21 protein-coding genes are annotated in these 23,269 nt (G+C 64.6%); 8 read left to right on the top strand and 13 right to left on the bottom strand.

Annotated features, from left to right (window positions below; translation table 11 throughout):
• Positions 1–48: 48 nt before the first annotated feature.
• The gene (locus VZ068_RS18985; RefSeq protein WP_349656170.1) at positions 49–3,189 is read left to right on the top strand and encodes an efflux RND transporter permease subunit; all 3,141 of its coding nucleotides are present in this window, start codon (positions 49–51) and stop codon (positions 3,187–3,189) included.
• Positions 3,190–4,388: 1,199 nt separating this feature from the next.
• Here the strand turns inward: VZ068_RS18985 and VZ068_RS18990 are convergent.
• From VZ068_RS18990 to VZ068_RS19045, 12 genes are all read right to left on the bottom strand, one after another.
• On the bottom strand, positions 4,389–5,756 hold the full coding sequence (locus VZ068_RS18990) for a VOC family protein (protein ID WP_259156999.1): 1,368 nt from the start codon (positions 5,754–5,756) through the stop codon (positions 4,389–4,391).
• Positions 5,757–5,907: 151 nt separating this feature from the next.
• Positions 5,908–6,525, bottom strand: coding sequence for a hypothetical protein (locus tag VZ068_RS18995; RefSeq protein ID WP_349656171.1), 618 nt, complete (start codon positions 6,523–6,525; stop codon positions 5,908–5,910).
• A gap of 80 nt (positions 6,526–6,605) precedes the next feature.
• Positions 6,606–7,361, bottom strand: a complete 756-nt coding sequence (locus VZ068_RS19000; RefSeq protein ID WP_349656172.1) for an HAD family hydrolase — start codon at positions 7,359–7,361, stop codon at positions 6,606–6,608.
• 36 nt (positions 7,362–7,397) lie between these two features.
• Entirely contained in the window at positions 7,398–7,835 is a 438-nt protein-coding gene (locus VZ068_RS19005; protein WP_349656173.1) for an EF-hand domain-containing protein, read from the bottom strand.
• A gap of 200 nt (positions 7,836–8,035) precedes the next feature.
• Positions 8,036–8,395 carry an EF-hand domain-containing protein gene (locus VZ068_RS19010; protein ID WP_259156888.1) on the bottom strand — a complete coding sequence of 120 codons (360 nt, stop codon included), beginning with the start codon at positions 8,393–8,395 and terminating at the stop codon, positions 8,036–8,038.
• A gap of 224 nt (positions 8,396–8,619) precedes the next feature.
• Positions 8,620–8,997 (bottom strand): hypothetical protein, encoded by a 378-nt coding sequence (locus tag VZ068_RS19015; protein ID WP_259156889.1) that lies wholly within the window; start codon positions 8,995–8,997, stop codon positions 8,620–8,622.
• Positions 8,998–9,187: 190 nt separating this feature from the next.
• Positions 9,188–9,382, bottom strand: coding sequence for a CPXCG motif-containing cysteine-rich protein (locus VZ068_RS19020; protein ID WP_259156890.1), 195 nt, complete (start codon positions 9,380–9,382; stop codon positions 9,188–9,190).
• A gap of 133 nt (positions 9,383–9,515) precedes the next feature.
• Complete coding sequence (locus tag VZ068_RS19025) at positions 9,516–10,187, bottom strand: M15 family metallopeptidase (RefSeq protein ID WP_349656174.1); 672 nt, start codon at positions 10,185–10,187, stop codon at positions 9,516–9,518.
• 588 nt (positions 10,188–10,775) lie between these two features.
• Entirely contained in the window at positions 10,776–12,131 is a 1,356-nt protein-coding gene (locus tag VZ068_RS19030) for a peptidoglycan-binding domain-containing protein (protein WP_349656175.1), read from the bottom strand.
• 56 nt (positions 12,132–12,187) lie between these two features.
• A complete protein-coding gene (locus VZ068_RS19035) occupies positions 12,188–12,739 on the bottom strand; it encodes a lysozyme inhibitor LprI family protein (RefSeq protein ID WP_349656176.1) in 552 nt (183 codons plus the stop codon).
• A 108-nt stretch (positions 12,740–12,847) separates the two neighbouring features.
• Positions 12,848–13,765, bottom strand: a complete 918-nt coding sequence (locus tag VZ068_RS19040) for a hypothetical protein (protein WP_349656177.1) — start codon at positions 13,763–13,765, stop codon at positions 12,848–12,850.
• A 166-nt stretch (positions 13,766–13,931) separates the two neighbouring features.
• Positions 13,932–14,732, bottom strand: a complete 801-nt coding sequence (locus tag VZ068_RS19045) for an N-acetylmuramoyl-L-alanine amidase (protein WP_349656178.1) — start codon at positions 14,730–14,732, stop codon at positions 13,932–13,934.
• Between the two features lie 478 nt (positions 14,733–15,210).
• Here VZ068_RS19045 and VZ068_RS19050 point away from each other — a divergent pair, with 478 nt between their 5' ends.
• The 6 genes from VZ068_RS19050 (at position 15,211) to VZ068_RS19075 (ending at position 21,171) form a co-directional block, all read left to right on the top strand.
• On the top strand, positions 15,211–16,617 hold the full coding sequence (locus tag VZ068_RS19050) for an SH3 domain-containing protein (RefSeq protein ID WP_349656179.1): 1,407 nt from the start codon (positions 15,211–15,213) through the stop codon (positions 16,615–16,617).
• Positions 16,614–17,711 (top strand): dipeptide epimerase, encoded by a 1,098-nt coding sequence (locus VZ068_RS19055; RefSeq protein WP_349656180.1) that lies wholly within the window; start codon positions 16,614–16,616, stop codon positions 17,709–17,711. Before VZ068_RS19050 ends, VZ068_RS19055 begins: the two co-directional genes overlap by 4 nt.
• Positions 17,712–18,011: 300 nt before the next feature.
• Positions 18,012–18,788: a L,D-transpeptidase family protein gene (locus tag VZ068_RS19060; protein ID WP_349656181.1), complete on the top strand. Its 777-nt coding sequence runs from the start codon at positions 18,012–18,014 to the stop codon at positions 18,786–18,788.
• Positions 18,785–20,092, top strand: a complete 1,308-nt coding sequence (locus VZ068_RS19065; RefSeq protein ID WP_349656182.1) for an APC family permease — start codon at positions 18,785–18,787, stop codon at positions 20,090–20,092. Before VZ068_RS19060 ends, VZ068_RS19065 begins: the two co-directional genes overlap by 4 nt.
• An 86-nt stretch (positions 20,093–20,178) precedes the next feature.
• A complete protein-coding gene (locus tag VZ068_RS19070) occupies positions 20,179–20,676 on the top strand; it encodes a hypothetical protein (RefSeq protein WP_259163642.1) in 498 nt (165 codons plus the stop codon).
• Between the two features lie 162 nt (positions 20,677–20,838).
• A complete protein-coding gene (locus tag VZ068_RS19075) occupies positions 20,839–21,171 on the top strand; it encodes a hypothetical protein (protein ID WP_259156900.1) in 333 nt (110 codons plus the stop codon).
• Between the two features lie 50 nt (positions 21,172–21,221).
• Here VZ068_RS19075 and yiaA read toward each other — a convergent pair whose 3' ends face one another.
• Positions 21,222–21,656, bottom strand: coding sequence for an inner membrane protein YiaA (yiaA, locus tag VZ068_RS19080; RefSeq protein ID WP_349656183.1), 435 nt, complete (start codon positions 21,654–21,656; stop codon positions 21,222–21,224).
• 182 nt (positions 21,657–21,838) lie between these two features.
• Here yiaA and VZ068_RS19085 point away from each other — a divergent pair, with 182 nt between their 5' ends.
• A complete protein-coding gene (locus VZ068_RS19085) occupies positions 21,839–23,017 on the top strand; it encodes a PQQ-dependent sugar dehydrogenase (protein WP_259156902.1) in 1,179 nt (392 codons plus the stop codon).
• The last annotated feature ends 252 nt before the right edge of the window (positions 23,018–23,269 follow it).

The following is a 23,269-nucleotide window of genomic DNA, read 5'->3' on the forward strand; positions in this document are numbered from 1 at the left end:
CCTTTCCCGATTCCCCAATCCCGATTCCCAAATCCCGGCACCACAGCCATGAACATCTCCGCGCCCTTCATCAAGCGCCCGATCGGCACTTCGCTGCTGGCGATCGGTCTGTTCGTGATCGGATTGATGTGCTATCTGCGGCTGGGCGTGGCGGCGTTGCCGAACATCCAGATCCCGGTGATCTTCGTGCACGCCACGCAGTCCGGCGCCGATGCCAGCACCATGGCCTCCACCGTCACCGCGCCGCTGGAACGGCATCTGGGCCAGCTGCCCGGCATCGACCGCATGCGCTCGTCCAGCTCGGAGAGCAGCAGTCTGGTGGTGCTGGTGTTCCAGAGCAATCGCAACATCGATTCGGCCGCACAGGACATCCAGACCGCGATCAATGCCTCGCAATCGGACCTGCCCTCCGGGCTCGGCACGCCGATCTACTCCAAGGCTAATCCGAACGACGACCCGGTCATCGCCATCGCGCTGACCTCGGACACGCAATCGGCCGATGAGCTCTACAACGTGGCCGACTCGCTGCTGGCGCAGCGCCTGCGCCAGATCACCGGTATCAGCTCGGTGGACATCGCCGGCGCTTCCACGCCGGCGGTACGCGTGGACGTGGACCTGCGCGCGCTCAATGCATTGGGCCTGACCCCGGACGATCTGCGCAACGCGGTGCGCGCGGCCAACGTGACCTCGCCGACCGGCTTCCTGTCCGACGGCAACACCACCATGGCCATCATCGCCAACGATTCGGTGGCCAAGGCGGCGGATTTTGCGCAGCTGGCGATCTCCACCCAATCCAACGGACGCATCGTGCGGCTGGGCGATGTGGCCACCGTCTACGACGGCCAGCAGGATGCGTATCAAGCGGCCTGGTTCGATGGCAAACCCGCAGTGGTGATGTATGCCTTCACCCGCGCCGGCGCCAACATCGTCGAAACCGTGGACCAGGTGAAGGCGCAGATTCCCGAGCTGCGCGCCTACCTGCAACCCGGCACCACGCTCACGCCCTACTTCGACCGCACCCCCACCATTCGCGCCTCGCTGCACGAGGTGCAGGCCACGCTGATGATCAGCCTGGCGATGGTGGTGCTGACCATGGCGCTGTTCCTGCGTCGCCTGGCACCCACGCTGATCGCCGCGGTCACCGTGCCGCTGTCGCTGGCCGGCTCGGCGCTGGTGATGTACGTGCTGGGCTTCACCTTGAACAACCTGAGCCTGCTGGCGCTGGTGATCGCGATTGGTTTTGTGGTCGACGATGCGATCGTGGTGATCGAGAACGTCATGCGGCATCTGGACGAAGGCATGCCGCGGCTGGAAGCCGCCCTGACCGGTGCGCGCGAGATCGGCTTCACCATCGTGTCGATCACCGCTTCGCTGGTGGCGGTGTTCATTCCGATGCTGTTCGCCAGCGGCATGGTCGGCGCGTTTTTCCGCGAGTTCACCGTGACCCTGGTGGCGGCGATCGTGGTCTCGATGCTGGTGTCGCTGACCTTGACGCCGGCGCTGTGCAGCCGCTTCCTGTCGGCGCATAGCGAGCCGGAAAAGCCCGGCCGTTTCGGTGCCTGGCTGGACCGCATGCACGAGCGCATGCTCGCCGTTTACACCGTGGCGCTGGACTTTTCGTTGCGCCACGCATTGCTGCTGTCGCTGACGCCCTTGCTATTGATCGCCGCCACCGTTTTCCTCGGCGGTGCAGTCAAGAAGGGCTCGTTCCCCGCGCAGGACACCGGCCTGATCTGGGGCCGCGCCAATTCCAGCGCCACGGTGTCGTTCGCCGACATGGTCAGCCGCCAGCGCCGCATCACCGACATGCTGATGGCCGACCCGGCGGTGAAGACCGTCGGCGCACGGCTGGGCTCCGGCCGCCAGGGCTCCAGCGCCTCGTTCAATATCGAATTGAAAAAGCGCGACGAAGGCCGCCGCGATACCACCGCGCAAGTGGTCGCACGCCTGAGTGCCAAGGCCGACCGCTACCCGGACCTTGACCTGCGCCTGCGCGCGATCCAGGACCTGCCCAGCGACGGCGGCGGCGGCACCAGCCAGGGCGCGCAGTATCGCGTGTCGCTGCAGGGAAACGACCTGGCGCAGCTGCAGGAATGGCTGCCCAAGCTGCAGGCCGCGCTGAAGAAGAACCCACGCCTGCGCGATGTCGGCACCGACGTGGATACCGCCGGCCTGCGCCAGAACATCGTGATCGACCGCGCCAAGGCCGCGCGCCTGGGAATCACGGTCGGTGCCATCGATGGCGCGCTGTATGGCGCCTTCGGCCAGCGCTCCATCTCCACCATCTATTCGGATCTCAACCAATACAGCGTGGTGGTCAATGCGCTGCCCTCGCAGACCGCCACGCCCAAGGCGCTGGACCAGATCTTCGTGCCCAACCGCGCCGGGCAGATGGTGCCGATCACCGCGGTCGCCACCCAGACCCCCGGCCTGGCGCCGCCGCAGATCATCCATGAAAACCAGTACACCACGATGGATCTGAGCTACAACCTCGCACCGGGCGTCAGCACCGGCGAGGCGGACCTGATCATCAAGTCCACCGTGGAGGGCTTGCGCATGCCCGACGGCATCCGTCTCAGCGGCGACGACAGCTTCAACGTGCAGCTCAGCCCCAACTCGATGGGCGTGTTGCTGCTGGCCGCGGTGCTCACCGTCTACATCGTGCTGGGCATGCTCTACGAGAGCCTGATCCACCCGGTGACCATCCTGTCCACGCTGCCGGCCGCCGGCGTCGGCGCGCTGCTGGCGTTGTTCCTGACCAACACCGAGTTGTCGGTGATCTCGATGATCGCGCTGGTGCTGCTGATCGGCATCGTCAAGAAGAACGCGATCATGATGATCGACTTCGCGCTGGTGGCGCAGCGCGTGCACGGCATGGATGCACGTGCGGCTGCGCGCGAGGCCTCGATCGTGCGCTTCCGCCCGATCATGATGACCACGATGGTGGCGATCCTGGCGGCGGTTCCGCTGGCGGTAGGCCTGGGCGAAGGCTCTGAGCTGCGCCGCCCGCTGGGTATCGCGATGATCGGCGGGCTGGTGTTCTCGCAGAGCCTGACCCTGCTCAGCACCCCCGCGCTGTATGTGATCTTCTCCTGCCTGAGCGAACGCTGGAAGGCGCGGCGCGCACGTGCGCGTGCACGCCGGGCAGAGCGCGCGGCGGCACGGCGCCCGGCGGCGTCGGCGCACTGAGGCGACGCCGCACACGCGCCGGCCTGCTTAGACCGACGCGTGCCGGCCGGCATGTTGGTTGGTCAGCGCCGCTCGGCAGTCACCTGTCGATTGCCGACGTGACGCCGGGGCATCTCTGCTGGCAACGCATAAGCCCGGCACGCTGGCCAGGCTGCAGATACATGGGTCTGCAAAGCGGGAATCTCGGTTGCCTTGGCGCGCTTGGACGGTGCCGGGCAGATCATGTGCGGAGCGACGGCCCTGCGGCCTGGCTGCAGGGCCCGGTCGAGATGGTCGGTGCGCATGCTTTTTCGACAAAGCAACCAGCACACTGTCTGGTGCGGTGCCCTCACCGGTTGCGGGACCGTGTGGCGGCATGGATGCCGCCACACGGTCCCCATGGACGGGTTAACGGCGTGTCCCGCAAGCGGTGAGGGCACCGCGCACTCGACTAGCCAGGCTTTTGACTACACCTAACAACGACACTGCGACTCGGAATCTCGGTTGTCTTTCTATCTTGGGACTTGCGGGATTGGGTCGCGTGGATAGATCCGGTGTAGAGCGTTGGACGCCGTAAGTTTGCTGCAGTGCCCTTGCCCGCCTACCATCGCGGGACACGCTGCAAGTACGTCCTTGTAAGCTCTTACGCGGCATCCATGCCGCGTAAGGTCCCGCGACGGTAGGCGGGCAATGACCTGTCGAGATGGTCGGTGTGCAAGATGCAAGCAGTGCGTTACATGCGTTGTTCGGGCGACGGCGCGCCCAGTAAGCTTTCCAAGACGAGCAGAGCATAAGCAGGCTTTCCCTGAGTAATCGACAACCTTCCTGGCGTCCCCAAGGCGCACGTAGCGATAGTTGTTCGATCCAACAACCAACCAATTTTCTGGTGCGGTGTCCTCGCCGCTTGCGGGACGCTTTGGCGGCATGGATGCCGCCAAGGAGCCTCCACGGACGGATTCACAGCGTGTCCCGCAAGCGGTGAGGGCACCGCACGCTCGACCCACTGGGCTTTTGACCTAAGCCAAAGCGCCCGACCGCGTCCAGATGCCGAGACTAGCCAAAACCTCGATTGCTTCTTTGTTCCGATGCTTCAAGGTACGCGCCATCCGACTCCGCAGCGGCGCACATTCTGGCAATGTGCACTGCGCGATCACGACACGCCATGCGCGACAAAGCCGGCAGACAGCAGGCGTGCAAACGCGCACGCCGCGCCGTGACTGCTACACCAGCAACGCCTGCAGCGACTCCCGCTCCAGCTGCGCATACAACGCGAACTCGTCGTGCACCTGTGCGCCCAACGCCTGCTCGAAACTGCGCTTGCTCGAATGTGCGGCGTAGGCGCGTTGCTCGGCGCCGCCGAGGTTGGACTGGAAGATGCCGGCTGCGCTGACCGGCAGGAAGTCTTCGTAGATGATCGGATCGGCACTGAGCAGGCCGAGCGCGATCGCCGTTTCTGCAGGCAGTGCGGCCACCTGCGCCGGATCGGCGCGGCCGGCATCGGTCAACGCATAGCGGAAGTAGCCCAGCCCTTCCTGACGCAGCAGCGCCTCGTCGTCTGGAAAGGCCACGAACGCGGTCTGCAGCCGCGTGGCGTAATCGGTGCCGGTGCTGCCGGCGCCATCGGCGTCGCGCGCCTGCGCCAGCAGTGCGTCGTACAGCGCGCGGCCCTTGGGCGTCAGTGCGAGCCCGCGCTGTTCGATCTCGCCGAAGCGCGCGGTATGCGTGCCGTGTTCGGGCTGCCCGCCGTCGCCGACAAAGCGCACCGGCTCTTCCAGCGCCTTGAAACTGGTCTGGCGCAGCAGGATCGGCACGCGCCGACGCGGCGGCCCTTCGATCACCGCCTTCGCATCGATGCCGGCGCGCTGCATCTGCGCCTGCGCCGCGTCGATATCCAGCGTGCGCGGGGTCAGATGGTTGATATGCGGGCCGTGGAAGCTCACCACATCGGCGATCAACTTGTGCGCATCGCTCAGCGCGCGGTAAGTGGGCAGCGACACCGTTGCATCGCCATGCCAGCGGAAGGTTTCCAGCGCTTCGGCCACGAAGCGCTGCGCCTGCCCGGCATCGAGCCCGCCGACACGCTCGTAGTGTTCGATCAACTCCACGACAGCATCGGTGAAGATCTGCCGCTGCTCCAGGATCTGCGCAGCCTGCGCACGTAGCGCGGCATCCTCGATCAGTTCCAGCCGCAGCAACGAGGTGAACACGCGGAACGGATTGGCCGACAGCGCTGCCTCGTCGATCGGGCGGAACGCGGTGGAATGCACCGGCACCCCCGCCACCGAGAGATCGTAATAACCCACCGGGTGCATGCCCATCACCGCAAACAGGCGCCCCAAGGTGGCCAGTTCCGCCGCCGTGCCGACCCGGATTGCGCCGTGCCGCTCCAGATCCAGTCGTGCGCGCTCGTCGTTGCGCTGCAGCCGCGCTGCCAATGCCGGATCGGCTTCCAGCGTCTGCGCATTGACCTGCGCCACCAGCGTCATCAGGTCGCCGTACAACGGCACCTCGGCGCGATACATGTCCGACATCGCCTGCGCAAACAGGCTGCGGATGTGGTCGGAAGAAACAAACACGGTATCGCGCATGGCGTGGTCTTGGCAGAGGCCGGCCGATGCCAGCGTTACCGCATTCTCGCCGACCACGCCCCTTAGCGACCAGCTGCACGGCAGCATCGCGCCCGCGCGTTGGCGCGCAGACAGCCGGCTGCGCCTGCGGACCTGCGACATGCCTTGCGCGTTACAACCCCGCCTGGGCTGCAGCGTCGGCCGCTTCGCTGGCCTCGCGCGCGGCCTCCAGCCGCTGCGCGTGATCGCCAAGCTGGCGGCGCAGCAGCGCATCGAGGGTGATCGGCCGTTCCCAGCGGTCGTAGCTGGCGACGATGGCGTGCCGCAGCGCGCGCAGATGCGCGTTGTCCGGCGCCACCGGCAGCCGCGTGATCACGCCCTCCCATCCATCGCGATGATCGCGCGTGTAGGCGCGCACGCTGTCGCGGCACGACAGCTGCACCGTGTGCGCCCACGCGCAGGCGAAGTAGATGTCGCCGGCATGCCAGCCATGCACCTGCAGCAGCGCCTGCACGTAGCCACGCGGGGTTTCGGTATAGCGGGCAACCTCATCGATGAAACTGTCGGGGTAGCGCTGCGCATAGCTGCCCATGTCGGCCAGATGCTGGTCCACCCACGCATCGCCGGTGCCGGGCGTCACCGCCGGTGCGGCCTCCTGCGTCCGGGTGCCGGCAGCCGGCGCAGGCACGCCCTGCGCCACCGCCAGTACCGGAACCAGCACGGCAACCAGCAATGGCAGCGATCGCAACCGAGGTGAGCGTAAGACGGGCATGTCCCGATGATGCCGCATACCCGCGCCGGTGTCAGGCCACACGCGTGTCAACGCAGATCGTAAAAGCCGATCAAATGCACTTCGCGAGCACGACCAGCTCAGGCCTGTCTGTGCCTGGCCAGTGCATCCAGCGCATGCACGGCGGCCGGCCAGCCTGCGGCATCGGACACTTCGCGCATGCGCGGTTCGTCGGCGGCGACACCGTGGTCCTGTTCGTGCGCCCAGGTCACCGCGTAGGGGGTATGGATGCCCCAGCCGCCGATCGCCAGCACCGGCTCCACGTCCGAGCGCAACGAGTTGCCGATCATGACGAAGCGCTGCGCCGGCAGGTCGAATTCGCCGAGTACGCGCGCGTAGGTATCGGGATCTTTCTCGGACACCACCTCGACCCGCGGGAACAGGTCGGTCAGGCCGGACTGGGCGATCTTCTGCTCCTGATGGAACAGATCGCCCTTGGTGATCAACACCACCGCATAGTCGGCGGCGATGGCGCTGACGGCCTCACGCACTCCGGCAATCACTTCCACCGGATGTTGCAGCGTGGCCCGCCCAATCTCGACGATGCGCTGGATGTCGCGGGCGTCGATGCGGGCGTCGGTCAGTTCGATGGCTGTCTCGATCATCGATAACGTCATGCCCTTGGCGCCGTAGCCGAACACCTTGAGGTTGCGTCGTTCCACCGCCAGCAGATGCCGCTGCATGCGGCTGTCGCCCAGGTCCAGATAACCGGCCAGGATCGCTTCGAAATCCGCTTCGGCGCTGCGGTAATAGTCCTCGCTTTTCCAGAGGGTATCGTCGCCATCGAAGCCAACCAGTTGGATCGCCTGGCCGTCGCGCTGTGTCAGAGCTGTCATCGCGCAAGTCTAGCAGCGCGTGGATGCGCTGCTGCGTCAGTCGCCCGCAGCGTCGCCCGGGCCGGGCTGGTAGCTGGCGAATTCGTCGCGCGACAGGCGCCCATCGCCGTTGCCGTCGAAGTCGGCGAAGTTCTCGCGCAGGATCGGGTCGGCTCCGGCTTCTTCCCGCGTCAGCGAGCCGTCTGCATCGCTATCCAGACTGCGGAAGCTGCGCGGTACCAGCGTCCCGGCCGGCGCGGCCACCGAGGAGTCGGCGCCGCTCCTGGGGCGGACCGGGCCGGCGGGATCGGTGGGAAGCAGTGGCGTCGTTGCAGGTGGTGGCGGCTCGATCGGCAGAGGCGACATCGCCGGGGCACTGGAGCCAGGCGGCGCAAGCGGTTGCTGCGTAGACGCCGGCGGCAACTCCGGGGGCGCGGCAAACGCCAGCAGTGGGCCAGATAGACCCGCCAGTAAGATAATGCACAGTTGCACCATGGAAGAAGGCCGGAGTTGTAGCACTTCACCGTAGCGTGCCCCACGTAAAGAAAACGGGAGCGGCCTTGGCAGGCCGCCCCCGTGGACCCATCCCGACCCAACGCGCAAGGCGTGGTCGGCTTGCCTACCTACAAAGCTCCTCTTCGATCATTGAAAGCGGTCTGTAGCGGCACCGCCTGGTCATCTCGGCACGATACCGGTCAGTTCCCCTGCGAGCCGCTGGCACCGCCGCCGCTCTGCTGGGTGGCGACAAAGGCTTTGTACTCATCCGGGGTCAGCTTGCCGTCGTGATCGCCGTCGGCCTGGTCGAAGATCTGCGCCAGCCCGGCGTTGACCTGGGCTTCGGGCTTGCTGATTGCGCCGTCACTATCGGTATCGACACTGGCCCAGGTCTGCCCGCCGCCACTGGAACTGGAGCTACCGCTCTGGGCACCGGTGGCCGAACTTCCCGACTGCGCTGCAGCATCCTGGGAGGTGCTTTGCGCCATGGCCGGCAGCGCAAGAGCGGCGGCAAGAGCGGCGGTGGCGGCAAGCAGCGAGGTGCGGTTGCGATTCTTCATTGGGTGGTCTCCTTGGCTTGGGAATGCGCGGTGTCGCCGCACATGGCACCACCCTACCCATCGCAAATGAACGCCCAACCCGGCGTAATTTCGCGCAAAACGTCCTCTTAACCATCGCGCGGAACGTTGTGTTTAGCCGCCTGTTAGCGGCTGGTGAGCCAAACAGAAGCAGCGCATTCAACAGCGCGGTTTTTGAGAACCAGGACGCGTTTTTCCACCGTCGTTTACGGGCCCGGGGCCTCGTCATCCCAGCTTCCGGAGCTGAACAGTTTCCAACCCAGGACGACGCCCGCAAGTGCACCGGCCACTTGCAGGATGACGCGCGAACCTAATTCGTTGGGGTCGTGAATCTTTGCCAGCGCCAGCCGCGCATACAGCGGCGACTCCAGCCGCACGATGCTGGTGTAGACGAGGTTCCAGATGTCGTAGCCGGCACCGATGGCCACCGCGAGCAGGCAGGCGATTCCCAGGGTGTGGCCGTGGGTGAACTGCAGACGTCGGCCGATGTACTCGACAGCGGCAAACAACAGCACCCCAAGCACCAGCGCAATCAGGCCGGCCTCCAGCGAACCGAGCAGGCCGAAGTGCAGGGGCAGATTCATCGTGACAATCCAGGCAGCAGGCGTGCCAGTCTAGCGGCTAAGGGCAAGGGATCCGCAGGCGTCGCCGAATCGGTGGACGAGCACGCGAACATGGCAGCGGCGATGGCGAGTCAGGCACGCGCCTGACTGGGGCCGGCATGTTGCGCGGCCTGCTGCAGCGCTGCACAAGCACCGTGTCCGCAAGTCCGCCTCAATCGTCCTGACCGCGCGCGGTCACCTGCGCCTCGCCATCCTCGTCCCATTGCACGCTGACCGAGATCGGCTTGCAGCACACCTGGCAATCTTCGATGTACTGCTGATCGCCACCGGTGAGATCCAGCGTCAGCGTGATCCACTCCCCGCAGTACGGGCAGGCGATATCCAAAAAGCGTTCCGGGTCGGACATGACGATTCCTCAGGCAGCGGCCGCAGCGTGGCCAGTAGCCGGCGAAGCGGCAAGCGCGACGCCAAGGGGTGCAGTGTACGAGCGTTCCAGCCACTGCACGCCTAAAACCGGCGCAGCTTGCACATGGCCGCGCTCACTCCACCGGCACATCGTAGGCGGTCTGTGGTGTGGGCTCGGGGCGGAAGGTGAAATGCCACCACTCCATCGGGTAGTTGGCAAAGCCTTCGGCCGCCATGGCGCGCAACAGGTGCTGACGATTCGCACGCTGCGCACCGCTGAGATCGGCTGCATCGGTATGCGCACGCGGATCGAAGAAATCGAAGTCGGTACCCATATCAACCGCGCGGCATGCACCGTGACGGCAATCCAGCAATCCCAGGTCCAGGGTGGCGCCGCGGCTATGTCCCGAGGTCTCGGCGATGTAGTCGCCCAACAATGCCTGCTTGTCCACACGCGGGTAGTACTGCGGCTTGGTCACCTGATCCTGCAGGTCCGCCGCCCACGCCACAAATGCATGCACCGCCCGCACCGGCCGGTAACAATCGAACACCTGCAGGCGATAGCCTGCTGCGTTGAGCGTACGCGCCACCCGTGTCAATGCCTCGGCTGCCGGCCGCAACAGATAACACCGTGATGCGAGATACCCGGGCACCACGCGCCCGGTGAAGTTATTGCTGCCTGCATAGCGCATGTCGACGGCGATCTCCGGCGCGAGCGTGCCCACGTCGATCAGACCCACGTCGGCAGCAGTGGTCGCCGGCGAAATGACCGGCGCTGCGGTGGCAACAAAGCATGTGCTTGCCAACGCCGCTGCAAGTAACAGCCAGGGCAGCGTAGGCTTCTGGCGGCCCGAAGGCACTGCGGGAATGTGGGCTGGGCGTGGATCCGTCATCTGCAAAGCATAGGCGATCGGCGCAGCAAGAAACGCCAGATCAATCCTTTGCCGAGGCGCTCTATGCAGACCAATTGCCAGCTGGACCACGGAACTCATGTGTGGGATGCGGCATCTCGCCTGGATGGTCCGAGCTGGGCCTTGCCGCGCCGCGCCGGGATTGGGGATTGGGGATTGGGGATTGGGGATTGGGGATTGGGGATTGGGGATTGGGGATTGGGGATTGGGAATTGGGGATTGGGAATTGGGAATTGGGAATTCGCGATGCTGAGCTCGAGTCGGATATCTCGCATTGCTCGAATGCGTCACTAGCATTTCTGACAATGGCCATGCCGCAGAGACGCATGCATCAAACAACGCTTCGCACACTGCAACTGCAAGGGGCACCGCCGCGTTTGCACGGCAGCCATATTGTGACGCGATCGCGCGTGCAGCAGTGCAACCTGCCAGGACTCACCGCTACCGGCCGCGCCCGGTGAAGCACGGCCGGTATCCCGGCGTTTACCGCGACGGGGCAGCTTGCGTTGCCGCCTGGGTCCGCTGCTCATCCTGACTTTGCCGCTGCGTCTCGGACGCCAGTTGCTGCTGGCTTTGCTCCAGCGGCACGGTTGCGGCCTGATGCCTGTCCACGTATGCACGATTGACGTCCAGGGGATTGTTCGGATTGCGCTGTACCGCAATCAGACCCTTGCCGTCGGTGCTTGCCACCAGGTCATCGATTCGCGACATGCCGCTGACCTTGGCTTCGAACGCCACCTGGCCGGCCGCACGCTGCATCTCATCGCGATTCTTGAAGCCACCGTTGGGGCCGTGCTTCTCCAGCTGGGTCACCGCCTGGTCAAACAACGGATCGGCACGGCGAAGCTGATCGACGCCTTGTTGACGTTGCATTGCTCCATTGATCGATGCAAGCGTCTCTGAACCGGCTTTGCCATCGACACTTTTCAATCCGCTATCCCTCTGGTACTTCTCGACTGCGGCCTCTGTCTTGGGCCCATAGGTACCAATGGCGTCCTTGCCTTCCATATAGCCAAGCGACGCAAGCTTGTCTTGAAGTTCTTTCACCGCTGGACCGTGCTCATGCCGCTTCAATATCCCGCCATCTTGGGCATGCAAATCGGACGGAGCCTTATCGGCTGGCGCTTTATCCCGACTGGACGGTGTAGCCTCTGACTGCGTCACCGTCTTGTCCAGGTCAGCCAACTTGACCAAATCCGCCTTTTCGTTTTCTGCGCGGTTTTTCAATGAATCCAGCGTCTTCTGCTTTTCCACACGCGGGAAGAGTTCCTTGACGTGCGCCGCCTTGTAGTCCTGGACGGCACTGACAATCTCCTTGTCCGAAAGCTTGGAAACGTCGTAGCCCTTACCGAATTTTTCTTCGAGTCCTTTAAGGAAGACGCCAGACCCGCCCGGCCGCTTATCGCTGCCGGGACCATACTGGACGGCGGTGCTCCACAGCGCGTCCTGTACAGCCGGACCGCGACTCGTCAAATCCAGCCCCTTGCCTTCCAGTCGGTCTACAAGCTTGTCGTAATGGGTGCGCTTGATGTAATCGTGCTGCTCTTGTGCGAAAGATGTGTCGCTCTTTGCCAATTCTTTCCACTTGGCACTGAAGTCGGCAGAGCCGGGGGTCAGCCCGGCGAAATCGTCTGCATACTTACTGCTCTTCACAAAGGCCGCAACGGTTCCGCCAACGATCACCGCCCCTTCCTTGGTCTTGACCTGAGAGGTCATCTGATACGAACCGTATGAGACGCCACCAGGATCGTCGATACCTGACGACACGGTACTCGCGCCCCGGCCGCCTGTTTCATAGTGCTTCGAAGTTTGCCCTAATTCCCAATCCTTGCCGCTCATCGCCTTATCTCCCTGATATAGAAATTACCAATAGAATTGACCGGCAACTTCACGACTCAGCGCGACTCCAGCTGCGCAGCCCGTTCCGCTGTCATTTCGAGGCGGCACTGCGCCGCATCCACGATGCCCGCCTGTCCGCTATCAGGATCGTAGAAACATTTCTCGTCGCGATCTGCGATCCACTGACGCTGCTGGTCGCGCAGCTTGCTCTTGTCCTCATCACCAAGCCGCTCGATCAAGGCCTTATAGACCTTGTTGAGTTTTTCATCCTGGTACGCATGTTCGGCCGCAATACAGTCCTGCATTGCGGGAGTCGCACCTGCAGCAGCAGTAATACAGTCATCATAAGAAGGGCGTAGCACGGGGGAATCTCCTGTTGATGGTGAAGGTGTGGACTTCTGAGCTTGGCCAGCGGACGAGCTGGATGTTGGTTGTTTTGAGGTAGCCCTGGACTCCATGCCGTCCGCTGAGGTCTCCGACGCATCAGTGGAGGTCGCGGCAGCGGAGTCGAGGGATTGATCGGCCGACTGCGATTGCCCGCCACAGGCAGCGGTCAGCACGCAAATCGTCATCACACACAAAAGAGGCAGAGTTTTGAGAGCTGGCATCGTTGAGACTGTTCCTTGAGAGGGATGGATACTGACGCAAAGCACTTGAACGCCTAGCGCCACGCAACGGGAAATGAGTGAAAAAGCACGAAGGTGCTCGAATAGTGCTCACTGATCCAGCGGCGGGGTGTACTGCTGCCTGGAAGCATCGAAGGTGTAGGTCACCGTATCGGAGGCGTCCAGGACACGGACCTTGCCTGGACCGGAGACGGCGGTGCCTTTCATGACAACCCGCAGTGTCGGCATCGAACCGGTCTTGCCCGGCTCAAAGCTCAGCGTTCCGGCGCTGGAGGCACATTTCATCGTCCCGCTGTCGTCGCACGCTGCGCTGTTGTCTCCACCGGTCACAACAGTACCCAGGTAAACCCAGCCCTTGTAATCGCCCAGGTCGTTTTTGTTCGGATCGAAGCTGAAGATGGCAAAGCCCAGGCTGCTGACGCCGGGTGCAAACCGTGTGGTGGGCACCGCCAGAAGCAGGTGACCGTCCTTGCTTTCGGTACTTTGCGGCTCGCGCTTTTCATCGAGCGGATCGGCGTTTTCGTTTGCGCCGAAATCGCCAGCCCACTGCTGCGCGTGAAACAGTGTCCATGCCGGCTTGCCAGCAACGTCGTCGAGCACATACGTCGCCTGGCTGATGGCGACGCCAACGCCGGGGTCTGGGCCGTCGCGTTCCTCTGCCTTGCCATACGTTCCCGGCCCGGCATTGGCGAAGCCGGTGTAGTAGTGCTTGCCGCCCAAGTCGAAGCGATAGCCATACCAGAAGGCGGCCAGCGCACCGTTATCGACGGTGTAGGACGCTGACCCATCGCCCTTCATTCCATAAATGTCATTCAGCACCTGCCCCGGGGCCGGTACTTCGGCGGCGATCTGCCGAGGCTGCGCCGCGGGCGGTGTCGCCGGCGTTGCGGGTGTCGTCTCGGTGGGCGCCGGCGGCGCGCCGGCCTGCCCGGTGTCGATGGCCTTATCCGAGCAACCAGCAAGGACTAGCATCGCTGCCACCCACAGCGCTGTCTTCCCGAGATTCATCACGCGACAGCCTTCCATTCTTGTCAGGAGAAAATCCTATCAAGAATGCGATGCAGGTCCAGTGGATTGACCGAAAGCACCTCAGTCCAGGAAGGCAGCGCCCCCTCCCGCACAGAACGCGGCCCGCACTGCCGCCGATTGAACCCGCTCAACGCGATGCACCGTGTCACTTGGCTCGGAGCGCGCCGGGAGTAAGCGGCACAGCCGGCGAATTCGTTGGTCGCGTCAACGCATGCAATATCCGCAGATCCTCGGCATCCAGCGTAGTGGCGCTGTTGCCGCGATAGTGGTGATGGAAGGCCTGCAGCGTGGCGGCGGGGTCGTCGAGGCTGTAGCCCAGCAGGGCCAGCGCCTGCCAGGGATCGAAATCCGCCGGTGCGGGTAGCGTATCGGATGCGGGCCAGCGGCCGAAGCCAGCATCGGCCAGGCGTTTCCACGGGAATAGCGGCCCCGGGTCGTTCTTGCGTGCAGGAGCGACGTCCTCATGACCGACGATCTGGGTGCGCGGGATGCGCAAACGCATGCACAGGTCTTCCAGCAATACCAGCAGACTGTCGATCTGCGCTGGCGCGAACGGTTCGTTGCCGTCGTTGTCCAGTTCAATGCCGATCGAGGCTGAATTGATGTCGGTGATGGTGCCCCAGCGGCCGGCACCGCCATGCCAGGCGCGCTGCGCGTCGCTGACCAACTGGTAGCGCTGCCCATCCTCGCCGATCAGGTAATGCGCACTGACGCGGCCGCCGCTGTTGCGCCCACGCAACGTGCTCAGGCTCTGCTGCACCGAGTGCTGGTCGGTGAAGTGCAGCACGATCAGGATCGGCCGTCGCGCGTCGTAATTGGGCGACGGCACCCACTGCGCAAGCGGGTTGCGTTGCGGCGCGTGCGCGCAGGCACCCAGCGACAGCGCGGCCATGCAGACCATGGCCCGCAGCCAGGCCAATGAACACGGATGGGGAGTAGGCGGCATCGCATTTCTCTTGAAGGCACTCAGAGCGGCTGACTCCATCTGACAAATCGACGCCGGCGCGATGCAGATGCTGACGGCTGCAGTGTACGAGAGCAAACGCCGACACCGGGTCACGTCCGCTGACGGTGACTGCGGTGGCTGGTGACCGGTCGCAGGTGGTTCGCCGCGTGAACGGGCTCCGGCGAGTCCGCCTGGCTGCAGACCATGCGGATGGCAAAGCGACGCGCCAACCTTGGCCCCAACGCGATCTCCGCAGCAACGCCCCATCGATCGAAGCACCCCATGGCGGCAGCACGTCAACAGACCACCGCAAATCGCATGCCTGTGGAGGAGCGATCACCGCTTGCGGTCTGCGCACCCCGAGGCGTCCCGCGTACACTCATCATCACGCTTGCAGCGGCAAGGAGGTGAAGGTCGGCGCGCCGTGCTTCCCTCCACGCTGCATTGCAGCCCCACATGCACTCACTCCGAGATGTTCATGCCCTTGTCGCGCCGCCTGCTGACGTTGCTGTTGATGTCACTTGCGCTGCCCGGTAGCGCAGCGCCCGGCAGCACTTCAGCTTCACCTGTGGCCCCCTTTGCGGTCAGCCAGGCGCAACTGACAGCGGACTACTGGATCCAGCGCAGCGGCAATGCACGGTTGCCGCGTTTGAACGCGGCACAGATCGCCGCCTTCAATGCCCGCCTGTTGCGCGACGATGCGTCCATGCACGATCTGTCGCAGCTGCCCGAGGTCATGCCCGGCGACGCGGTACGTGCGCGAATCGAAGCACTGTCGGCGCCGCCGACGCGTGCGCTCTACGGCGCCGATGGACATGTCATCGACCCAGTGCGCCTGTCGGAGTTGCGCCGCACGCTGGCATTGGATGCGCTCCCCGCAACGGTGGCAGTGCAGTTTGCGCTGGTGGTCCAGCGTGCGGCATTGCGCACCTTCCCCACCACCCAGCGCGTATTCACCAGTCCCGACGATCTCGATATCGACCGCTTTCAGGAATCGGCCCTGTATCCAGGCACGCCGGTCGCGGTGCTGCACACCAGTGCCGATGGTGCTTGGCGGTTCGTGCTTGCAGCCAATTATGCAGCGTGGATCGCTGGCGACCGGATCGCTGAAGGCAGCCGCGAGCAGGTGTTGCGGTACGCACAACGCGGTCCACGCATGCTGGTGACCGGTGCCCGCGTGCAGACTGCATACACCCCGGAGCTACCCGCCGTCTCGGCACTGTCGCTGGACATGGGCACCAGCCTGCCCCTGGATGTCGACTGGCCATCGCAGCAGCCGGTCAACGGACAACTGCCACTGGCTGCCCACGTGGTGCAACTGCCGCTACGCGATGTCGATGGTCGCTTGCAGCTGGTGCCGGCCCTGGTCCCGCGCGGCGCGGATGTGCACGCCGGTCCCTTGCCGGCAACCGATGCCGCGTTGCTGCGGCAGGCCTTCAAGTTCCTCGGCGAACGCTATGGCTGGGGCAACGATTACGATGCGCGCGATTGCAGCGGCTTTGTGCTGGATATCTACCGCAGCCTGGGGATTGCGCTGCCACGCAATACCGGCGATCAGGCACGCAGCCCGGCTTTGCGCACGATTGCGTTCGATGCACGCGCACCGCAGTCGCAACGTCTGCAGCAGCTGGCGCAGCTGCGCATCGGCGACCTGATCTATATCCCTGGCCACGTGATGCTGGTGATCGGGCATGAGCGTGGCGCGCCCTGGGTGATCCACGACGTCGCCGGCGTCAACTATCGCGCTGCCGATGGCAGCGTGCAGCGTGCGCGCCTGAACGGCGTCTCGGTGACGCCGCTGTTGCCGTTGCTGACCACCGATGGCACGCCCTTCGTCGATCGCATCACCCGCATCCAGCGCATCGCGCCAATTGGCTCCCCATGAAGATCACCGGCTTCCGCCTTGGCATGCTGCGCGTGCCGTTGAAAACTCCGTTCAAGACCGCGGTACGCACCGTGCAGGCGATCGAGGACGTGGTGGTGCTGCTGCAAACCGATAGCGGCCATATCGGTTATGGCGCCGCGCCGGCCACCGCGCCGATCACCGGCGATACGCACGGCAGTATCATCGCCGCGATCGGTCACTGCATCGCACCGCGGTTGATCGGCCAGGACGTGGCTGAACTCAATCGACTGTGCGGGCTGGTGCAACATGCGCTGGAACGCAATACCAGCGCCAAGGCCGCAGTGGAGATCGCACTCTACGATCTGTGGGCGCAGACCTTCGGCGCGCCGCTCTATCAGCTGCTTGGGGGCGGCACCCCGCGCATCACCACTGACCTCACCATCAGTGCCGATACCATCGACATCATGGTGGCGCAGGCGCAGTCGGCATTGGGGCGCGGCTATCGGTCGCTGAAGATCAAAGTGGGTAAGGACAGCGCGTCGGATGTCGAACGCGTCAAGGCGATCCACGCAGCCGTCGATGGGCGTGCATCGCTGCGCCTGGATGCCAACCAGGGCTGGACACCCAAACAGGCCGTGCGCAGCATGCGCATGCTGGAAGACGCCGGCATCGTACTGGAATTGCTCGAACAGCCGGTCAAGGCCGCCGATATCGATGGCCTGGCCTTCGTCACCGCGCGCATCGACACCCCGGTGATGGCCGACGAAAGCGTGTTCTCGCCAATACAGGTGATCGACATCATTCAGCGCCGCGCGGCCGACATCGTCAACATCAAGCTGATGAAGACCGGCGGCCTGTCCAATGCCATCCGCATCGCCGATAGCGCAGCGCTGTACGGCGTCCCGTGCATGATCGGGTGCATGATCGAATCCAGCATCAGCGTCGCCGCTGCCGTGCATCTGGCGGTGGCCAAGGCCGACAGCATCACCCTGGCCGACCTGGATGCACCGGCGTTGGGGCAGTTCGATCCCACCGAGGGCGGCGTGCAGTTCGATGAGGCGCAGATCCATATCGATGATTCGCCAGGCCTGGGCATCCGCCGCATCTGCGGGTTGGAACTGTTGCCCGACTGACCTGGCCATCGCAGGCGGCATATCGGGCGTCAAGCGACGGAGCGCTCGACTGGCACGCAGGCATGCCCTCGCCGCCTGCCTGCGTGATCCGCACGGCAAAAACCATGCACGCAACGATGGCGATTCCAGGGCATCGCCATGGTCCGCACATGCAGTCGTCATCGCCATGCGCCACACACCCGCATTGCTGGGTACAGTAGGCCTGCCCGCCCCGATGCCATCGGGTGCGGCACGCGTGCCGTCGTCCACACCGAGACACCGCATTCCTCACCAGCTCGTCCCCTGCCGTCCGGAGTCCGCATGCGCCTTGCCATCCTGTTGCGATCCACCCTGCTGCTGGCGCTCGCACTGTGCAGCAACGGCGTCCAAGCAGGCGAGCCGATCCAGGCGCTGCGGCAGGCACGCGCGTTGATCGTGGTGACCACGCCGGACTGGAACAGCACCCAGGCACGACTGCAGACCTTTGCGCGTGTGGATGGCACATGGGTACCGGCCGCACCGGGATTTGCCGTGGCACTCGGCCGTCACGGCAGCGCCTGGGGCGAAGGCCTGCACCCGGCACAGTCGCAAGGTCCGCACAAACGCGAAGGCGATGGCCGCAGTCCGGCCGGGGTGTTCGCCATCGGCCCGGCATTTGGGTATTCCACCAGCATCGACAGCGCCATGCCGTATCAGGCGATGAGCGCCACGCATTACTGCATGGATGTGCCCAGCTCGCCGCTGTACAACCGCATCGTCGATGCCGTGCAGGTCGGTGAAGCGGCGGTGGCCGGCTCCACCGAGCCGATGCGCCTGGATCTGCGCCATCCCGGCGATGCGCGTTACCGCGAAGGTTTCGTCATCGCGCATAACCCCAACAACATCGCCGGGCGCGGCAGCTGCATCTTTGCGCATCTGTGGCGCACGCCGGGGCAGTTCACCGCTGGCTGCACGGCGATGGAGCCTGCCGACATGCAGCGTCTGCTGGCGTGGTTGAAACCTGCCGACAAGCCGCTATTCGTGTTGTTGCCGCGTGCCGACTATGCGCGCCTGCAAGCGCAATGGCAGCTGCCCGAGCTGGGCGAGGCCGCCCCATGAGCACGCCGACGCCGCCGCCCGATAGCACCGGCCTGATGCGTGTCGTCAGCCGCTGGCAGATCGTCGGCTTGTCGATCAACGATGTCATCGGCAGCGGCATCTATCTCTTGCCTGCGGCCACCGCTGCATTGCTGGGGCCGATGAGTCTGTGGGCGGTGATGCTGGCCGGGCTGGCAGTGGCCTTGCTGGTGCTGTGTTACGCGCAGGCAGCAAGTTATTTCGACACGCCCGGCGGCAGTTATCTCTACACGCGCGAGGCGTTTGGCCCGTTTGTTGGGTTCCAGATCGGCTGGATGATCTGGCTCACCCGCATCAGCTCGGCGGCGGCCTTGAGCAACGGACTGGCCGATGCGGTGGCGCGGTTCTGGCCCACCGCCTCCACCGATGCCTGGGCGCGTACCTTGGTGGTGGTCGGCTCGCTGGGTGTGCTGACCGCGATCAACGTGATCGGCGTGAAGTCGGCCGCGCGTACCGGCATCGCGCTGGTGATCGGCAAACTGGTGCCGTTGCTGTTGTTCGTGGCGATCGGGCTGTTCTATGTGGACTGGTCGTGGGCGTTTGCCGGCACGTCCCCGGACCTGCGCGACCTGGGCAATCTCGGCGAAGCCGCACTGCTGCTGCTGTTTGCATACGCGGGTTTCGAAAACATTCCCGCAGCTGCCGGCGAATACCGCAATCCGCGCCGCGACGTGCCATTTGCGCTCATCACCATGATCGTGACGGTGACCTTGATCTATGCCGCGGTGCAGGTTGTCGCACAAGGCACGCTGCCCAATCTCGCGGACTCGCCGACACCGTTGGCGGATGCAGCCAGCGGATTCGGCGGCGAAGCGCTGGCGCTGATTCTCACCGTGGGCGCCACCATTTCCATCCTCGGCACGACCAGCAACACGGTGATGCTCGGGCCGCGCTTTTTGTTTGCGCTTGCGCAGGACGGTTACGGACCAGCGTTTCTGGCGCGCGTGCATCCGCGTTTTCATACCCCCGCAGCAGCGGTGCTCACCCAGGGCGTGTTGTCGCTGGCGCTCGCATTGTCGGGTTCGTTCACCCAGCTGGCGCTGCTGTCGATGGTCACGCGCCTGTTCGCCTACATCGGCACGGCGGCGGCGGTGATCGTGCTGGCGCGCCGCTATCGGCAACGCACCGATACGTTGCGGTTGCCGGGAGGCCCGCTTATTCCCATCGCGGCATTGCTGCTGTCGCTCGGCTTGCTGGCCAGTGTCAGCTGGCAGAATCTGGCTGCGGCAGGCGTGGCATTGCTGGTGGGCTGGGCGTTTTACCTGTTTCCGCGCGGGCCGGTCTAGCGGCTTCGCAACGCGCTCGCGCCGCGCTCACGCACCTCTAACCGGGCACGCCCAACGCTGCGCTCTCACCTGCATGGGAGCTTGCGATGAAACTGCGCCGCGTCTATAGCACACCCGATCTTGCAAGCGCGCAGCGTGTGCTGCAGGCCGCGCGCAGCGCCGGCATCGACAATGAGGCGTTGTCGCTGATCGCACGCTCGGATATCGAATTGCACGATGTGCCGGACGAGCGCAAGGATGCCAAGACCGATTTCGTGCCCGCCGCAGCGCGCGGTGCAGCCACCGGTGGCGCAGCCGGGTTGGTGGCAGGCCTGGTGGCAGTGGCGGTACCGCCGATCGGCCTGACCCTGGCTGGCGTGGGCGTGATGGCCCTGGCCGGCGCCCTGGTGGGCAGCTGGTCGTCGGCCCTGGTCGGCGCCACCGTGCCCGACCCGGTGCGGCGTCAGTTCGAAGACGAAATCGAGGCCGGCCGCGTCCTGGTCGTCATCGATGCCGACGAACAGGCGCTGCAGGCGGCGGAGTCGTCAGTGGCCGCCGCTGGCGCCAAACCGCTGCCATACCAGTCAGCCTCGGCGGCGGTATGAAACGCATGGGCTGCAGGTGAGCACAGCACACCTGTTCGCGATCGCCGGGCGATATGCAACTGCACTTGCGGTGGGTCTTGACCCAACCATCACCTCGCGTGCCGCGCTGTTAACACCTCGCTGCTTAGCTTGGTTCGCACATTCGCAACGACGGAGACGAGCATGAACGTGCCGTACCAGATCCCGGGCCGCGCACCGGACGAGGACCGCAGCCAAAACGTATCCAATTACTGGCGTGAGCGTTTCACCGAAGAGCCGTACTACACCGAAGGCGACCGTTACGAAGACTACGAAGGCGCCTATCTCGTAGGACATGAAGCACGCATCCGCGAAAATGCGCGCGCCTACGATCAGGTCGAGGCCGAATTGCATCGCGACTGGGAAGCCAAGCGCGGCACCGATGGCCTGAGCTGGAGCAAGGCGCGCCACGCCGTCAAGCGCGCGTGGGAAAACGCTACCGATTTCGTCTCTGGCGACAGCAAATCCAAGCCGTAACCAACAACGCCACCGTCACGGTGGCGTTGTCGTCTCAGCGGCGGTGCCTGTCAGTCCAATGGCGGCGGCGCGACGCGCGAGGTGTATGCAGTCGCATCCGCTTCCATCGCATCGCGGGTGTTCTTCTGCACGGCCACTGCGCCAAACAGGCTCAATGCATACGCCATTGCATAGAAGCCTTTTTCGCTCAGCAGCAAGGTGGCGTTGAACAAGCCGATTGCCAGCAGCACCAGCGCGATAATCAGCGAAAACCAGCAGATGGCGTAGTAAAGGCCTGTCACCGGGATTCCATCCGCGCGGTCACGCACGCTCTTCTGCAACGATACCGATGCGAACAGGCCAAACAACAGCAGCGTGAAGTAGTAACCCTTCTCGTTGAGCAGCATCTGCGCGTTCCATAGACCGATCAAATACGCAGCGCCGCCCGCCAGCAAAGCGGCCCACGACGCGGCGATAAAGGCAAACGAGGTTTTTTGCATGGCCATGGAAACTCCTTTTCATGGTGAAACTGCATGATGAAACAACGATGTGAGACGCGGCCGGCCTGCGGAGAGTGACCTGCGACAAGGGCGGCCCCGGTAGCGTCGTGTAAGGTACTTGAAAACCCGACGCGGAACACGTTGCGGGAGGGCTGCAGCGTGACCGTGCCCATCCCCTGGAGGACCTTATGTCTATCCGTCGTCTGCTCGCCCTGGCCTGTTCGGCCACCCTGTTCACCACCGGTGCCGCCCTGGCCGCACCTGCGGCCGCTCCCGCGGCCTCCATCCCCAAGGCGCAATGGCCCTTTCAGGCCGCCACCGTCGCCGACTTCGATGAGCCCTGGGCAATGACCTTCCTGCCCGACGGCACGCTGCTGGTCAGCGAAAAGCGCGGCGCGCTGATGCGTCTGGACCCCAAGACCCAGCGCAAGAGCGCGGTGACCGGTGTTCCGGCAGTCGCTTACGGTGGCCAGGGTGGGTTTGGCGATGTCCTGGCCCATCCGCGCTTTGCCAAGAACGGCCTGGTCTATGTGAGCTACGCCGAACCCGGCCAGGGCGACACCCGCGGCGCGGCAGTCGCGCGCGCCAAGCTCACGCTGGATGCCACCGGAGGCGGCACCTTGTCCGAGCTCAAGGTGATCTGGCGTCAGACCCCCAAGGTCTCCGGCAATGGCCACTTCGGCCATCGGCTCGCGTTCGGCCCGGACGGCAAGCTGTGGATCACCTCCAGCGAGCGCCAGAAGTTCGATCCGGCGCAGGACATGAAAGCCAATCTCGGCAAGTTGATCCGTCTCAACGACGACGGCAGCGTGCCGGCCGATAACCCGTTCGCCGCGCAAGGTGGCGTGGCCGCGCAGGTGTGGTCGCTGGGCCATCGCAACATCCTGGGTATTGCGTTCGACGGCAAGGGCCGGTTGTGGGAGCACGAAATGGGCCCGGCAGGCGGCGATGAGCTCAACCTGATCCAGCGCGGCGCCAATTATGGCTACCCGATCGTTTCCAACGGTGACCACTACGACGGCAGGCCGATTCCCGACCACAACACGCGCCCGGAATTTGCCGCCCCCAAGATCAGCTGGACGCCGGTGATCTCGCCGGCGGGTTTTGTGATCTATAACGGCACGCAATTCCCGGCCTGGCGCGGCCAGGGCTTCATCGGCGGCCTGTCGTCGATGGCGCTGGTGCAGGTCTCGCTGGGCGATCAGCCACGCGAAGTGGCCCGGTACGACATGGGCGCACGCATCCGCGAAGTGGAGCAAGGCCCCGATGGCGCGCTGTGGCTGCTGGAAGACGAGGCCAGCGGCAGCACCGGCCGTCTGCTCAAGCTCACGCCCAAGAGCAAGGCCGCGGTGGAAAACGACGCGTGAGCGGCGCGATCTAGGCCATTGCCGGCACTGTCTGCGCGTCTCGATGCGCAGACAGTGCCGGAGGCAGAGGGGGACGCGCTCTGTCTTGCATCACCATGTGCATCCCATGCCGGCGATTTTCTCTGGCCGGCGCTTCGCACTCAGCACGGGCACGATCTATTGCTGGCAGCGGAGGCCTGCGCGCTGTCGCGCATATCCGCTTGCAGCAATGATGGCATCAAAACGATGGCATCAAGGTGCGCGTGCACCGAT

The organism is Xanthomonas sp. 10-10, from assembly GCF_040182365.1.
Taxonomy (GTDB): domain Bacteria; phylum Pseudomonadota; class Gammaproteobacteria; order Xanthomonadales; family Xanthomonadaceae; genus Xanthomonas; species Xanthomonas arboricola_F.

Bases quoted from the DNA above. Each gene is read 5' to 3' on its own strand.
- VZ068_RS18985 (WP_349656170.1), top strand. From the start codon at position 49: ATGAACATCTCCGCGCCCTTCATCAAGCGCCCGATCGGCACTTCGCTG.
- VZ068_RS18990 (WP_259156999.1), bottom strand. From the start codon at position 5,756: ATGCGCGATACCGTGTTTGTTTCTTCCGACCACATCCGCAGCCTGTTT.
- VZ068_RS18995 (WP_349656171.1), bottom strand. From the start codon at position 6,525: ATGCGGCATCATCGGGACATGCCCGTCTTACGCTCACCTCGGTTGCGA.
- VZ068_RS19000 (WP_349656172.1), bottom strand. From the start codon at position 7,361: ATGACAGCTCTGACACAGCGCGACGGCCAGGCGATCCAACTGGTTGGC.
- VZ068_RS19005 (WP_349656173.1), bottom strand. From the start codon at position 7,835: ATGGTGCAACTGTGCATTATCTTACTGGCGGGTCTATCTGGCCCACTG.
- VZ068_RS19010 (WP_259156888.1), bottom strand. From the start codon at position 8,395: ATGAAGAATCGCAACCGCACCTCGCTGCTTGCCGCCACCGCCGCTCTT.
- VZ068_RS19015 (WP_259156889.1), bottom strand. From the start codon at position 8,997: ATGAATCTGCCCCTGCACTTCGGCCTGCTCGGTTCGCTGGAGGCCGGC.
- VZ068_RS19020 (WP_259156890.1), bottom strand. From the start codon at position 9,382: ATGTCCGACCCGGAACGCTTTTTGGATATCGCCTGCCCGTACTGCGGG.
- VZ068_RS19030 (WP_349656175.1), bottom strand. From the start codon at position 12,131: ATGAGCGGCAAGGATTGGGAATTAGGGCAAACTTCGAAGCACTATGAA.
- VZ068_RS19035 (WP_349656176.1), bottom strand. From the start codon at position 12,739: ATGCCAGCTCTCAAAACTCTGCCTCTTTTGTGTGTGATGACGATTTGC.
- VZ068_RS19040 (WP_349656177.1), bottom strand. From the start codon at position 13,765: ATGAATCTCGGGAAGACAGCGCTGTGGGTGGCAGCGATGCTAGTCCTT.
- VZ068_RS19045 (WP_349656178.1), bottom strand. From the start codon at position 14,732: ATGCCGCCTACTCCCCATCCGTGTTCATTGGCCTGGCTGCGGGCCATG.
- VZ068_RS19050 (WP_349656179.1), top strand. From the start codon at position 15,211: ATGCCCTTGTCGCGCCGCCTGCTGACGTTGCTGTTGATGTCACTTGCG.
- VZ068_RS19055 (WP_349656180.1), top strand. From the start codon at position 16,614: ATGAAGATCACCGGCTTCCGCCTTGGCATGCTGCGCGTGCCGTTGAAA.
- VZ068_RS19060 (WP_349656181.1), top strand. From the start codon at position 18,012: ATGCGCCTTGCCATCCTGTTGCGATCCACCCTGCTGCTGGCGCTCGCA.
- VZ068_RS19065 (WP_349656182.1), top strand. From the start codon at position 18,785: ATGAGCACGCCGACGCCGCCGCCCGATAGCACCGGCCTGATGCGTGTC.
- VZ068_RS19070 (WP_259163642.1), top strand. From the start codon at position 20,179: ATGAAACTGCGCCGCGTCTATAGCACACCCGATCTTGCAAGCGCGCAG.
- VZ068_RS19075 (WP_259156900.1), top strand. From the start codon at position 20,839: ATGAACGTGCCGTACCAGATCCCGGGCCGCGCACCGGACGAGGACCGC.
- yiaA (WP_349656183.1), bottom strand. From the start codon at position 21,656: ATGGCCATGCAAAAAACCTCGTTTGCCTTTATCGCCGCGTCGTGGGCC.
- VZ068_RS19085 (WP_259156902.1), top strand. From the start codon at position 21,839: ATGTCTATCCGTCGTCTGCTCGCCCTGGCCTGTTCGGCCACCCTGTTC.